Here is a 13,464-nt window from a genome sequence, read left to right as displayed (position 1 = left end):
TCGGTGGCGCGGCAGGCGGGAGCCGTAACGGAGAAGAGCTCTGGGCGGGCGGCGGCGAAAATGCGTTGCGGCGGGGATCGGCGGCGACGGATCGTTGCCCGGTGGCCATCCTTGAAGCCCAATCCCTGACCAAACGGTTCGGGCCGGTCCATGCCGTGAACGGGGTCAGTCTCACCGTCGGGCAGGGCGAGATCACCGGACTTCTCGGGCCGAACGGCGCCGGGAAGTCCACCACTCTTCACATGCTGCTCGGGCTCGTCACCCCTGACTCCGGCAGCGTCACGATGTTCGGGCTCGACCTCCAGCGCCACCGGACGGAGGTGCTGAGCCGGGTGAACTTCTCGGCCAGTTACCTCGGGCTGCCGGGGGTGCTGCACGTCCGGGAGGTGCTCAACTCGTTCGCGCGGCTCTACGCGCTGCGGGACGTCCGCAAGCGGGTCGACGACGTGACCGAGCTGCTGGAGATCGGGCCGCTGCTCAAGCGGCGGACGGGGGACCTGTCCTCCGGTCAGCACACCCGGGTCCAGCTGGCCAAGGCGCTGCTCAACGATCCCGAGCTGCTGATCCTCGACGAGCCGACGGCCGCGCTCGACCCCGACGCGGGCGAGCGCATCCGGGCGCTGCTCGTCACGGTCGCCCGGGAGACCGGCAAGGCGCTGCTCATCACGTCGCACAACATGCGGGAGGTCGAGCGCATGTGCGACACCATCCACTTCCTCTCGGCCGGGCGCGTCGTCGCCAGCGGGTCGGCCGCGGGGCTGGCCGAGCACTTCGGGGTCGTCGACCTCGAAGAGGTGTTCCTCAAGGTCGCGAGAGAGGGGGTGCCGGCGTGACGGCCATCGCCTTCGAGCCGCACGGAATCAGCGCCCGGCGGCGGCGTGTCGCCGGTGTGGTCTACCGGGACCTGGCCGCGATGCGGCGGAGCCCGATCCGGGTGTTCGAGATCCTGTTCTGGCCGGTCATCGAGCTGGTGGTGTGGGGGTACGTCACCCTGTTCCTCCAGGCCAACAAGGTGCCCTTCGTGGTGTCGATGCTGCTCGGGGCGGTGCTGCTCTGGCAGGTGCTCCACCGGGCGTCGAACGAGGTGTCGATCGGGTTCCTGGAGGACGTCTGGAGCCGCAACCTCATCAACCTCCACGTCACCCCGGTCACGCCGGGCGAGTACGTCACCGGGCTGGTCCTGTTCTCGCTGATCAAGATCGCCGGTGGGCTGGCGGTGATGACGACGCTCGCCTACGTCCTCTACGGGTTCGGCCTGTTCAGCGTCGGGATCGGGCTCGTCCCGTTCGTGGCGGTGCTGCTCGTGCTCGGGTGGGCGCTGGCGCTCGTGGCGATCTCGGCGGTGCTGCGGTTCGGCGAGGGCGCGCAGGTCATCGCGTGGAGCCTGGTGTTCGTGTTCCAGCCGATCGCCGGGGTCTTCTACCCGGTGAGCGTGCTGCCCGAGGTGCTCCAGTGGATCGCCGCCGCCGTCCCGGCCTCGCACGTCTTCGAGGGGATGCGGGCGGTGCTCGGCGGCGCGCCCGTCCCGTGGGACACGCTCGGGCTCGCGATCGCGCTCGACGCCGGGTATGTCGCGGTGGCGCTCTGGCTCTACTCCGCGACGCTGCGGCACGCGCGGGCCAAGGGGCGGTTGTCCCGCTTCGGAGAGTGAACTTCTACGGTAATGTCCCGACTCATGAGTGAGGCGAGCGCCCCGCTCGTCCAGGGCTACGAGGTGCTCGACATCCTCGGCCAGGGCGGGTTCGGCATCGTGTACCGGGCCCGGCAGCTCGCCGTCGGCCGCGAGGTCGCGCTGAAGATCGACAACCGGGTCCTGGTCAACGATCGTGACCGGCGGCGCTTCATGCGCGAGGTCACCTCGGCCGGGGCCCTGTCGGGTCACCCCAACGTCGCCGACGTCTACGACGCCGGCGTCCTGGGCGACGGGCGTCCGTTCATGGTGCTGGAGCTGTGCCCGGGCGGGTCGCTCGCCGACCGGCTCAAGAACCACGGGCCCTTCTCCGTACGTGAAGTGCGCGACATCGGGATCAAGATCTCCGACGCCGTGGCCGCCGCCCACGCCAACGGGGTGCTCCACCGGGACATCAAACCGGCCAACATCCTGCTCAACGCCTACGGCCACGTCGCCCTCTCGGACTTCGGGCTGGCGACGATGCCGTCCAAGGGCGAGGGGGCCGAGCTGTCGGTGACCCGCGAGTCGCTCACCCCGGCCTACGCGCCGCCGGAGGCGTTCGAGCTGGTCGAGCCGACCGCCCAGGGCGACGTCTACTCGCTCGCGGCCACCTTCTACGCGCTGCTCAACGGGCGGCCGCCCCGCTTCCCCGCCAACGGCGTGGCCAACATCGCGGTCATCATGGCGCTGCACCGCCAGCCGGTGCCGGACGTGCCCGGCGTGCCGCAGGGGCTGCTCAACGTCCTGCGGCACGCCCTGGTCACCGACCCCACGCAGCGGACGCAGACCGCCGCCGAGCTGCGCGACGCCCTCGCGGCGCTCGACGCCGACGGCAACGCGACCGCCGCGCGGCCGGTGGCGCCGGTGCCCGCTCCCCCGCCCTACCAGCCGCCGCCGCTGCGGCCCCCGCTCCGGGACGTGCGGGTCGGCGGGCCCGCCACCTTCAGCCCCAAGCACGGCCCGGCGCAGCACTACGCGCCGACCCACCCGGGGCAGCGGCCCGGCTACCATCCGCCCGCGCGGCGGTCGTCGGCGGCCGGGTTCATCATCGCGGCGGTGTTCTTCGCCCTTTTACTGGGCGGCGGCGTCGCCTACTACGTCATCGAGGGCCAGGGCGCGCCCGCCGAGACCGTCACCGAGACCGGGGCCGAAGCAGGGGCCGGAGCCGGGGCCGCCGCGAAGGTGGCGACGTACACGGAGAAGTGCGCGGCGGCCGAGGTCGCCGAGGGCGCCGCCTGCGTGAAGGAGCCCGAGTGCTGGGAGAGCATCCTCAGCCTCCAGGGGTCCGTCACCTCGCCCCGGGTGGGGTGTGCGGCCAACCACGCCTACGAGACGTTCGCGATCGCGCCGATGCCGTCGGACGCCATCACCTGGAACGCCAACGATCTGGCCAAGCACCCCACGGTCGCCAAGCTCTGCTCGAAGACGACGCTGCTCGCCTCCCGGCAGGGGGCGGCGGCGAAGGTGGCGGCCGGACAGTGGTCGGCCGAGGTCCTGCCGCCGACCAAAGAGGCGTTCGCCGCCGGTGACCACTCCTACCGCTGCGTCGGCGCGGTGACCGGCAAGTCGGGGAACGGGTCCTGGTTCGCCGCCCCCGGCTACTGAGGCCAGCCCGCGATGATCTCCGGCGTGATCTTCTCGGTGTAGCAGCGCGAGGTGGTCTTGGCCTTGTAGAGGCAGACCTTCACGTCGGCCCGCCTGATCCGCCCGTCGGAGCTCAGCCGGAAGGCCGCCGTCGAGCACGTCGCCCTAACCCGGCTCCAGCCGGTGCCGCCGCCCGCGTAGTGGAACCGGGCCCGGATGTAGGCGCAGTGCGACGGGGCCCGGTCGCGCAGCTTGCCGTACACGACGAAGGTCTCGGCTGTGAACGGGGTGATCCACACGTCGGCCGACGCGCGGCCGTTCGTCGACTCGACGGGGCCCCAGTGGATGCCTGCGGCGGCCCCGGCCGGGCTCGGGGCGGTGATCACGAGAGCGGCCAGGCCGAAGGCGGTCAGTGTCTTCCTCATGGCCACGACCGTAGGGATCGCGACTTGGAACACGATTGCGACTGGCTTGGTCGCCGCGCTCAGGGCCGGTCGCCCGCGGCCTGGTTGATGGCGTCGGTCAGGCGGGCGCGCTCCCGGCTGATCCACTGGCCCTCCGGGTAGTTCCGGAGGAACTCCTCGGCGAACGCGACGGGGTCGTCGCCGACGACGGCCCGGACGGGGGTCCCGCTCGCCACGCTCTGCTCGAACAGGTCGGCCAGGTCGTCGAGCATCTCCAGCAGGCTGTCGGCCTTCCCCGGGCCGAAGTAGAGCATGTAGCGCTGGAGCGCCTCGATCGCGGTGCGGTAGCCCGGGGGGAGCCGTTCGGTCCGCGCCTTGAACTCGCGGTAGCGCTTCTTCTGGTCGAGCGGCCCGACGAGCACTTCCAGGTAGCGCTGGAGGCGGCCCTTCTGCTCGCCCGTTTCGGCGGTCATGACTGGTGTTCTCCTTCACGAAGGTGGTGGAGCCGGTCGGCGAGGAAGCTCCAGTTCGCCCAGAACTCGTCGAGGTAGGCGCGGCCCGTGGCGTTGAGGGAGTACACCTTGCGCGGCGGCCCCTTCTCGGACGGGACCTTCTCCACGTCGACGAGGCCGCGCTGCTCGATCCGGACCAGCAGGGCGTAGATGGTGCCTTCGGCGATGTCGGCGAAGCCCTGGTCGCGCAGCCAGGCCGTGATCTCGTATCCGTAGGCCGGCCGGCCGAGCAGGATCGCCAGGACGATGCCCTCAAGTGTTCCCTTGAGCATCTCCGTCAGCTGCTTGCCCACGGCACCCCCTTCCGACTATGCAGCGTCACTAGCTACTGGTACATAGTAACGCTGAATAGCGATGGCGGCGCAAGGGTCAGAGCTCGGCCAGGGCGTCTTCCATGTAGTCGATGAAGTCCCACACGTCCGGGACCATGTCCCGGTCGACGACGATGCCGACGTCGAGGTAGCCGTCGTAGGAGAAGACCGTGATGTTGAGGCCGCCGCTGACGTCGGTGATCACCGACAGCGGATAGTGGGCGACGATCTTCGAGCCCAGGATGTAGAGCGGGAGCTGCGGCCCCGGCACGTTCGACACCATGAGGTTCATCGCCGAGACGGTCCCCGAGGCGAGCCGGAAGGCGGCGCGGTCGGCCAGGCCGCTCAGCGCGGCCGGCATCGCCTGGCTGAAGTCGAGCAGCCAGCGGGCCGGGGCGACCGAGAAGCGCTCCTTCACCGTCGCCATGTTCGCGCTGATGATCTTCAGGCGGGCCTGCGGGTCGGGCACGTTGGTGGGCAGCGTGGTGGTGGCCAGGAGGACCTGGTTGCCCAGCTCGGGCCGGACGTTCGACGAGAACGGGACGCCGACGACCAGCGGCTCGACCGGGAGCTCGTCGCGCTGGGACAGCCAGCGGCGCAGGGCGGTGGCGGCCACCGCCATGACGACGTCGTTCACGGTGACGTGGTGTTCGTTCTTGACCTTCTTGACCTCGTCCAGCGCGAGCCTGCCGAAGGCGAAGCGGCGGTGCCCGGAGATCGGGCCGGAGAACGGCGTCGCGGGGACCGTCACCCTCGGCAGGTCCGGCAGGACCGAGCCGGTGTCGCCCGGCCAGCCCGCGCCCCGGATGAAGCGCGCCAGCATGCCGGTGCCGGGGATCTGCGACACCACGGGGATCTCGTCGAGCCGGGGGATCGCCCCGGCCACGAACCTCAGGAGGGCCTGCGGGCTGTCGAGGAACCGCTCGACGCCCCGGCCCAGCATCAGCGCGGGCTCCGGGGCGGTGACCGGCGGCTCCTGCGGGGGCGGGACCTCGCGGGGCTCCGGGGACAGGTCCATCAGGGCGGCCAGCACCTCGGCGCCGGCGATGCCGTCGATGGCGGCGTGGTGGACCTTGGTGTAGATGGCCGACCGGCCGCCCTCCAGGCCGTGGACCAGGTACATCTCCCAGAGGGGGCGATTGCGGTCGAGCCTGCGCGCGTGCAGCCGGGCCACCTGCTCGGCGAGCTGGTGGTCGTCGCCCGGCGACGGGAGGGCCAGTTCCCTGACGTGGTAGTCGAAGTCGACGTCCTTGGACTCGTCCCAGTAAGGATGGTCGAGGCCGAAGGGGACGCGCACCAGGCGGCGCTTCAGCGGCGGGGCCAGGTGGAGCCGGGAGCGGAGCAGCTCGATGATCCCGGCGCGGGTGACCGACGCGTCCTCCAGCACCGCGATACTGGCGATGTGCGCCACGTTCGTGGCGGTCTCGAAGTTCAAGAACTGTGCGTCGAGCGCGCTGAGCTGCCGTCCCATGGTGAAATCATTCCCCATCCCGGCTCAGGACGAGTCATGAAATGCACGACTCAGTGACGGTGTGTCGCATCCGGCTGGCGCGGGTCGCCCGGATGTTCGAAACCGGGCATCAGCGTGACCTTCTCGCGGTGCCGCCGCTCCAGCCACCGGGCGAACAGCGCCTCTCTCCGGGCCTGGACGAGCTGGGCCGCGATCCCCGCCGACTCCCGCGCGAACGGGCCCGGGTGGCGGTCGCGGTTGCGGTCGTAATAGGCGCGCACCTCTCCGGGCGGGACGTCGGCCTCGACGCGGGCGAACAGCGCCTGACCCGCCGGGGTGGCCAGGACGGAGGCGACCACTCCCCCGGTCCGCAGCGCGAGCGGCAGGGTGACGGACAGTGCGGCAGGCCCGGCGTCGCCTCTCACGTCGCACTCCTGGGCCACCACCCGCTCCATCGTCATGAGCTGGACCAGCCAGCGGCGCAGGTTGCGGCCCTCGGGCGAGGCGGGGTGGGGCAGGCGGGCGGCGAGCGGGCCGTCGTACAGCAGGCGGGCGCGCTCGTCGACCTCGGCGACCGAGATCACCTCGTCGCCCACCCGGGCGGCGATCACGGCAGGACCTCGACGGTGACCGGCTCGGTGTAGTGGACCTTCCCGCCGTAGGCGAGCTTGACCAGCGCCCACCACTTCCCCGGCCGGTGGCCGCCGACGACGGGGAAGCGGAGCTCGGCAGTCCCGGGATCGGCGCCGGTGTTCCAGAGCGGGAGCAGGTCGTAGGTGTGCCACGGGCTGATCAGCTGGGCCTGCACGGGGACGTCGCAGGTCAGCCGGATCACGATCTCCGACCGTTCGCCCGCGCGGACGGCGACGTGCGTGGTCTCGGTCGCCGCGTCGAGGGTGGCCTCGCCGAGGCGGTCCTCGAAGGTCTGGCCCTGGTACTTCAGGCTCGCCGTGGTCCAGCCCTCGTTGGGCCAGGCGACGTGGGCCCCCGGTTCGAGGGTGAAGTCGCGGGTCACCGCGCCGTCGAGCGTGACCGTCCCGGCGACCCGGTCCTCCACCAGCGACGACGCGACCGTGACGGTCTCGGGGGTGAGGTGGACGGCGAGCGGCAGGTTGCCGATCGGGGCGGGGCCGGTGTTGTGCAGCCAGTAGCGGGTGAAGACAGGCTGGAACGGCTCGGCCGCCGGAGCGACTCCACCGCCGACGGCGTCGCGGGTGTAGGTGACCACGTCCATGCCGGTCACCGGGCCGTCGGGCTCGGAGCGGGTCTCCAGGAGGTCGGTGCGCCGCCATCCGGGCAGGTCGATGTCCGCTGTACGCCCATGCGGTTCGTACAGCCGCATCGTCATCCCGGTGACGCCCTCGGGCAGTCGTCCGGTCGCGATGGGGTTGCCCGCCGGTTTGAGCGCGGTCAGGACCATGGAGCCGGGCACGTCGAGGAGGGAGGCGGCGGCCGGTTCGCCGCTCACGCCCTGGTCGAGGGCGGTCAGTGGGTGGTTGACGTCGTGGCCCTCGCGGACCAGGCCGGTCTCGCGCCAGTCGCCGGGGCCCGCCACCAGGGCGTACTCGAAGCTGTGGGTCCAGTGCTGGAGCTGGAAGTTGGTGCCGTCGGGGACGGTCCGGCGCGGCGGGTCGATCCAGATGCCGGACGGCCAGCCGGTGCAGGAGCGCAGCAGCGACAGGTTGAGCGCGCCGTTGGGCTCGACCGCGAAGCCCGGGATGCCCCGGTTGATCAGCCCGACCGTGTACGGCTCGTACGTCTCCCCCGCGACCTCGACGACCGCGTCGGCCAGGTCGTCGATCAGCGCGTCGACGTCGTCCGCGCCGATCGACAGGACCGGGAGCGCGTCGCGGGCCCTGAGGTCGGCGCTCGGGACCCAGACCTCGGCGAGCGGCCTGGCGGCCGGATGCCACCCTTTCGGCCAGGGCGTCTCGCCGACCGCGATCCGGACGTCGGGCAGGTTGGAGTCGACCGCGAGATCGCCGTAGCGGGGGCCGTCGGCCCGGGAGACGGTGGCCGTGACGCCCTGCCTGACCAGGGCGGCCGCGAGCGCCCGGAGCTTCCCGACCGGCACGTCCGGCCCGGCGACGATCTCGGCCACGCCGATGGGCCGCGAGCCGATCCGGCAGGTGGCGGACAGGGCGAACCAGTGGCAGGCGGGGTTGTCGAGGGTCCACGGATGGTCGGCGGTGTCGGCGTCGATGAGCGCGAAACCCCGTCCGACCACGGCGTTGCCGACCTCGCTGACGGGGAGGGCCTGGTCGATCTCCACCGGCCAGCGGAGCCGGACGAGCTGGTCGGCGCCGTCGAAGTCGAGATGGGTGACCAGGTCGACGCGGGTGAGGCCGTGCCACAGGGTGATCTCCTGGACGTACCTGACCGGCCCGAACCCGCCCCTGACGACGAGCCGCTCCCCGAGGGCGGACCGCTCGGCGACGACCTCGGCCGGATGCGCGGACGACCCCTCCCGCACCCCTTTGGGCACCAGATGCCACGGCCCTTCGTGGAATTTCGGGTGGGCGGGATATTCGTCGTGGACGACCAGCTCGTTGCCCACCTGGCCGGGTTGGAGGAGCTCCCGGCCGCCGGCCCGCCAGCTCGTCACCCCGCCGCCCTTGGAGGGGTCGGCGGTGATGGCGTGCGCGGCGCTGGCGATGGTCGTGCCCCCGGCGGGGAGCCAGCCGGCGTTGCCGCCTGGGGTGAAGGAGAAGGTCCGGTAGCCGAGCGGCGGGACGTCGTCGGCCAGGAAGGTGACGTCGGCCTCGGCGAGGCACCCGTCGTCGTCGAGGACGGCGTTCTCGACCAGCGCCGCCTCGGCGATCCCGCGCCAGCCGGCCGGGAACCGGAGCCGTGCCCTCACGAGGTCGGTCCGCGCCCACGACGACGGGTTCCAGACCACCACCCCGCTCAGCCCCGCGCTGAGCGTGCGCAGCGCGCCGTCGAGGGTCTCGGAACCGATCGTGTACGCCTCCCGCCACCCCGTCAGCAGGTCGAGGTAGACCTGGTCGGACTCCGAGCCGGTGATCGCGTCGTGGTGGGCGCCGTAGACGAGCTGCCGCCAGGCCTTGTCCATCAGCGCGAAGGGATAGTCGGCCCGTTTTTCGACGGCGGCCAGCGTGGCGAACTTCTCCGCGTCCGCGACGAGGACCTCGGCCCGGCGCTGGACCTGCTTGGTGTCGATGAACGAGACGTCCTTGCCGGTGTAGACCGGGTTCATGTCCCGCGTCTGCGGCAGGAACGCCTCCCGCTGCGCCCGGACGGCGGCGAAGAACTCCCTCGGCAGCCCGCAGACGAAGCGGGGCGAGACGTAGCGGGCGTTCCACTCCCGCTGGATGTCCATGATCCACTTGTTGGGCGGGGTGTAGTCGGTCCCGACCGGGAGCAGCACGTTGCGGGTGGCCGCCACCTGCTTCAGCGCGAGGAACCACTTGAGGACCTCGGCCGCCGCCTCGTCGACCGTCGTCGAGGAGTCCATCCACCAGCCCGCGCTGTAGTGGCCGGGCATGTAGTGCGTCAGCACCCCCTGGCCGGAGGGCGCGACCCAGTCGAACTCGGCCGGGAACTGCATGAGACGGGGATCGCCGCCGCCCAGCATCGGCCCCCACTGGTGGAAGGGCCCGCGGGCCCAGGAGCTCGACGTCAGCCCCGCCGCGGCGGCCAGCCCCGGGAACTGGGGGTCGTGGCCGAAGGCGTCGAGCTGCCAGGCGGTGCGGGGGTCGCCGCCGAGGACGTCGCGCTGGAACCCGGCGCCGTGGACGAGGTTGCGGATCGTCGACTCGGCACCGGTCAGGTTGGTGTTGGGCTCGTTGTACGTGCCGCCCATGATCTCGACCCGGCCCTCGGCGAGGAGCCTCCTCAGGTAGGCGCGGTGTTCGGGGCAGGCGTCCCAGAAGGGCTTGAGGTAGTCGACCTCGGCCAGCACGAACTTGTAGCCGGGCTCGCGCCGGGCGGTCTCCAGGTGGAGCCGGACGAGCTCGAAACCGGCGTGCTGGAAGGCCGAGCGGCTGGCCTGGGCGGCCTCGCCCGCCGTGTCCCACGTGGTGGTGTAGGCGGCCTGGGTGTTCCACCAGACGGGGTCGTAGTGGAAGTGGGAGACCATCCAGACGGTCCAGCCCGGCTCGGCGATCTCGAATTCGGCCGATCGGCTCTCGCCGCCGGCGGTCACGGTGATCATGGCGGTCTCGCCCGGCCGCCGTTCCGTCGTCACGGGCACCTCGACCACGCCCGACCCCGTCGCGGCGCCGCGGGCCTCGCCGGTGATGATCACCTCGGCGGGGTGATCTCCTTCGAGGGTCACCCGGACGATCTGGCGCGGCCCCTCGGCGAACAGTTCCGTCCCGGCGATGTCGGCGATCCGCATGTGGCAATGATCACACATGGGGAGATTTCGACCAGGGGGTTACGGACGCATCCTCATCAGCGTCTCGGCCACCGGGACCACGGGTTCGCCCAGGTCGTACTGGCTGAACAGATGGACGTCGTCGCCGGTGTCGATCTCCAGGAGGGCGGTCCGCATCCCGTAGCGGGTGCGTTCGTCGACGCGGATGCGCTCGATCTCGCCCCACGCGATCCGGCGGCGGCCCGCGAAGCCCGCCACGACGACGACGCCGCCCGGGTCGGCGGCCAGGCGCACCCGGGCCAGCAGGTCGCGGACGGTGAACCCGGCCAGCACGACCGCCGCGATCCCGACGAGGACCACCATGCGGCCGTCGCCGGACAGCAGGCCGTAACCGATCAGGAGCAAGCAGATCAGGGTCCCGGCGGCCTTCGCGGCCACGATTTTTGCGGGGACCTGCCACACGTTCATCCCCGCAGGTTACTGCGGCGCGAGACTTTACCTCCCCTAGGTGCGAACCGGGATATACAGGGAAGTGAGGCTTAAATTGGCGCGCCGTTTGGGCGTGCGACTCGATATCCGCCCGCCGGAGGCACCATGAGCAGGCAGATCGCCAGCGCGTACCAGCAGGTGACAGTCGCGGAGCTGGAAGCCCGGGTCAGAGGACTGGAGACCCAGGTCGCCCACCTCACCGAGATGCTGGAAGCGCTGACCGAGGAGCGCGACTAGCCTGCTCGCGGCCGCCGCCGGCGCCGTCACTTCTCCCCCCGGAAAGCTCCCATCGGTTGTCAACGCGGGACGGGTCCCGCGGCGTGTCCGTGGTCGGCACACATCCGAGAGAAGGGAGCGCGGGTGGACGCGGATTTCGCGGACTTCGTGCGGCGCCGGGGCGACCACCATCTGAGGACCGCCGTGCTGCTCACGGGCGACTGGCACGCGGCGGAGGATCTCGTGCAGACCTCGCTGGGAAAGCTTCTCGCGGTCTGGCACCGGCTGGACACCACGAGCGGGCCGGACGCCTACCTGCGGCGGATCATGGTGAACACCCACCGGTCGTGGTGGCGGGCGCGGTGGCGGCGGGAGATCCCCCGGGCCGACCTGCCCGAGCAGGTCGCGCCGGGCGACCTGTCGGAGGGCCACGTGGTGGCCGAGGAGGTGCGGGCCGCGCTGCGGCGGTTACCGGCGCGGCAGCGGACCGCGCTGGTGCTGCGGTTCTTCGCCGACCTGCCGGAGGCGGAGGTGGCCGAGCTGATGGGGTGTTCGGCGGGGAGCGTCAAGGCACACGTGCACCGGGGGCTGCGGACGATGCGGCGGCTCGTCAACCAGAGCGAGGACGAAGGGAGTGTGCTCCGGTGAACCACCGAGACGAGGAGGCTCTGATGCCGGAGAACGAAATCCGCACTCTGCTGGCCCAGGCCAGCGCCGACCGGCCGCCGGGGATCCGGCTGACGCCGGCCCGGCCCCGCGGCAACCGGCTGTGGCTGCCGGTCACCGCCACCGTGGCGGCGGCCGCGACGGCGCTGGTCCTGGTCCTGCCCGGGACGACCCCGTCGGCGAACGCGCAGGTGATGGCCGCCGTGGAGACGACGTCCGCGGAGAGCTACCGCATCGCGACGACGTCGGGAGACCGGACCTTCACGGGCGCCTTCGACCCCGCGCGGCGGGTCGGGGTGATCGTCCGCGACGACGGCGGCGAGACCAGGTTCGTCGGCGAGACGATCTACGGCAAGGACCCCGGCGAGGCGACCTGGTACGCCGGGCCGCGCCCCGACGACGAGCTCAGGGCGGCCCCGGCCGAGACCGGCCTGGTGAAGCTGCTGCCGCTCGACCCGCCCGCCGCCCTGGCCAAGCTGCGCGCCGCGACCGAGGTGCGGGAGGAGGGACCGGTGGCCGCCGGGACCCGCTACACCTTCAACCTGGACAGGGGCGTGTCGGGCGTGGTCGACATCGACGGGCAGGACCGGATCAGGCACCTGGAGCTCACCTTCGCCGACGGCCACACGACCGCGACGGACTTCACCGACTTCGGGACGGACGTGACGGTCGAGGCGCCCCCGCAGGACCAGATCTCCGCCGAGCCCAGGGAGAAGCACGTCAACGAGGTCTCCAAGCCGAGGCCCACTCCCTGACGAGGGGTGTTCCGGCTAAATCGATATAGGAAAATATCGGCGCAATAAGCGCGCATTTTCATCATGTCCATATTGGCGACATCGTTGGACAATGCCAGGAAATGACGCCCTCGGACGGATTCGCGTGGCAGTATCACCGGGTCCGTCCGTGCCGGCCGCCCTCGGGGAGGAGAGCGATGTCGCCTGTTCGCCGTGCCGGCGAGGATCTCCGCGTCCCCGGGCCGACCGCGCTGCGGCTGCTCGTCGGCGCGCAGCTGCGGGAGCTGCGGGAGGCGCGGGAGATCAGCCGCGACGACGCCGCGTGGCACATCCGGGCCTCGGCCTCGAAGATGAGCCGGATGGAGACGGGCCAGGCCACCTTCAAGCCCCGTGACGTCGCCGACCTGCTCACGTTCTACGGCGTGCTCGACGAGCGGGAGCGGGAGGCGCTCATGGCGCTGGCCGGCCGGGCCAACGAGCCGAGCTGGTGGCATCCGCTGCGCGACGTCGTGCCCTCCTGGTTCGAGGGCTGCCTCGGCCTGGAGCCGGACGCGGAGCTGATCCGCACGTACGAGATCCAGTTCGTCCCCGGCCTGCTCCAGACCCCCGGCTACGCCCGCGCGGTCGTCTCCCACGCCCACCGGGCCCAGGACCCGGAGCTGGCGGAGCGCCGGGTGGAGCTGCGGATGCGGCGGCAGCGGATCCTGGTCGGGGCGGCCCCGGTCAAGCTGTGGGCGGTCGTCGACGAGGCGGCGCTGCGCCGCGTGGTCGGCGGCGCGGGCGTGATGCGCGACCAGATGCGCCACCTCGACGCGATGAACCGGCTGCCGAACGTGACGATCCAGATCGTGCCGCTCGACTCGGGGTACGTCTCGCGCGGGATCGGGCCGGTCACCCTGCTGCGCTTCCCGCAGAGCACCCTGCCCGACGTCGTCTACCTGGAGCGGCTGGCCGACGCGCAGTACGTGACGAAGCGCGGCGACGTCCAGCCCTACCTGCACCTGCTCAACGAGACCGCCACGGAGGCCGCCCCGGCCACCGAGACCGGCGCCATCCTGCGGCGGTGCGTGGAGGCCCTGTGACGCGC

14 protein-coding genes are annotated in these 13,464 nt (G+C 71.7%); 7 read left to right on the top strand and 7 right to left on the bottom strand.

Annotated features, from left to right (window positions below):
• Positions 1-101 precede the first annotated feature (101 nt).
• Genes AW270_RS01785 through AW270_RS01775 form a run of 3 tightly spaced genes read left to right on the top strand, consistent with a single transcriptional unit; the run spans position 102 to position 3,277 of the window.
• Complete coding sequence (locus AW270_RS01785) at positions 102-833, top strand: ABC transporter ATP-binding protein (RefSeq protein ID WP_061289700.1); 732 nt, start codon at positions 102-104, stop codon at positions 831-833.
• On the top strand, positions 830-1,651 hold the full coding sequence (locus AW270_RS01780) for an ABC transporter permease (protein ID WP_061289698.1): 822 nt from the start codon (positions 830-832) through the stop codon (positions 1,649-1,651). The genes AW270_RS01785 and AW270_RS01780 overlap by 4 nt, the downstream gene beginning before the upstream one ends.
• Before the next feature lie 24 nt (positions 1,652-1,675).
• On the top strand, positions 1,676-3,277 hold the full coding sequence (locus tag AW270_RS01775; RefSeq protein WP_061289695.1) for a serine/threonine-protein kinase: 1,602 nt from the start codon (positions 1,676-1,678) through the stop codon (positions 3,275-3,277).
• On the opposite strand, the gene AW270_RS01770 is transcribed toward AW270_RS01775, so the two are convergent.
• The 7 genes from AW270_RS01770 to AW270_RS01740 form a co-directional block, all read right to left on the bottom strand.
• The gene (locus tag AW270_RS01770) at positions 3,271-3,681 is read right to left on the bottom strand and encodes a hypothetical protein (RefSeq protein WP_157521614.1); all 411 of its coding nucleotides are present in this window, start codon (positions 3,679-3,681) and stop codon (positions 3,271-3,273) included. The genes AW270_RS01775 and AW270_RS01770 overlap by 7 nt on opposite strands.
• Before the next feature lie 59 nt (positions 3,682-3,740).
• A complete protein-coding gene (locus AW270_RS01765) occupies positions 3,741-4,133 on the bottom strand; it encodes a DUF1048 domain-containing protein (protein ID WP_061289691.1) in 393 nt (130 codons plus the stop codon).
• The gene (locus AW270_RS01760) at positions 4,130-4,465 is read right to left on the bottom strand and encodes a PadR family transcriptional regulator (protein WP_061289689.1); all 336 of its coding nucleotides are present in this window, start codon (positions 4,463-4,465) and stop codon (positions 4,130-4,132) included. Before AW270_RS01760 ends, AW270_RS01765 begins: the two co-directional genes overlap by 4 nt.
• 76 nt (positions 4,466-4,541) lie before the next feature.
• Entirely contained in the window at positions 4,542-5,954 is a 1,413-nt protein-coding gene (locus tag AW270_RS01755) for a WS/DGAT/MGAT family O-acyltransferase (protein WP_061289686.1), read from the bottom strand.
• Between the two features lie 50 nt (positions 5,955-6,004).
• Positions 6,005-6,544: a DUF7158 domain-containing protein gene (locus tag AW270_RS01750; protein ID WP_061289683.1), complete on the bottom strand. Its 540-nt coding sequence runs from the start codon at positions 6,542-6,544 to the stop codon at positions 6,005-6,007.
• Complete coding sequence (locus AW270_RS01745; protein ID WP_061289680.1) at positions 6,541-10,293, bottom strand: glycoside hydrolase family 38 N-terminal domain-containing protein; 3,753 nt, start codon at positions 10,291-10,293, stop codon at positions 6,541-6,543. Before AW270_RS01745 ends, AW270_RS01750 begins: the two co-directional genes overlap by 4 nt.
• A 39-nt stretch (positions 10,294-10,332) precedes the next feature.
• A complete protein-coding gene (locus AW270_RS01740; protein WP_061289677.1) occupies positions 10,333-10,740 on the bottom strand; it encodes a PH domain-containing protein in 408 nt (135 codons plus the stop codon).
• Positions 10,741-10,866: 126 nt separating this feature from the next.
• Here AW270_RS01740 and AW270_RS41695 point away from each other — a divergent pair, with 126 nt between their 5' ends.
• The 4 genes from AW270_RS41695 to AW270_RS01725 all read left to right on the top strand — a co-directional run bounded on the left by AW270_RS41695 (position 10,867) and on the right by AW270_RS01725 (position 13,459).
• A complete protein-coding gene (locus AW270_RS41695; RefSeq protein ID WP_275477740.1) occupies positions 10,867-10,998 on the top strand; it encodes a hypothetical protein in 132 nt (43 codons plus the stop codon).
• A 123-nt stretch (positions 10,999-11,121) separates the two neighbouring features.
• Positions 11,122-11,625: a SigE family RNA polymerase sigma factor gene (locus tag AW270_RS01735; protein ID WP_061289674.1), complete on the top strand. Its 504-nt coding sequence runs from the start codon at positions 11,122-11,124 to the stop codon at positions 11,623-11,625.
• A 23-nt stretch (positions 11,626-11,648) separates the two neighbouring features.
• Positions 11,649-12,398, top strand: a complete 750-nt coding sequence (locus AW270_RS01730; RefSeq protein WP_157521612.1) for a hypothetical protein — start codon at positions 11,649-11,651, stop codon at positions 12,396-12,398.
• Positions 12,399-12,574: 176 nt separating this feature from the next.
• Positions 12,575-13,459, top strand: coding sequence for a helix-turn-helix domain-containing protein (locus tag AW270_RS01725; protein ID WP_061289667.1), 885 nt, complete (start codon positions 12,575-12,577; stop codon positions 13,457-13,459).
• The last annotated feature ends 5 nt before the right edge of the window (positions 13,460-13,464 follow it).

Source organism: Herbidospora cretacea, from assembly GCF_001570605.1.
Taxonomy (GTDB): domain Bacteria; phylum Actinomycetota; class Actinomycetes; order Streptosporangiales; family Streptosporangiaceae; genus Herbidospora; species Herbidospora cretacea.
Note: the sequence above shows the minus strand (reverse complement) of the source record. Positions and strands in the feature narration are given on the sequence as shown.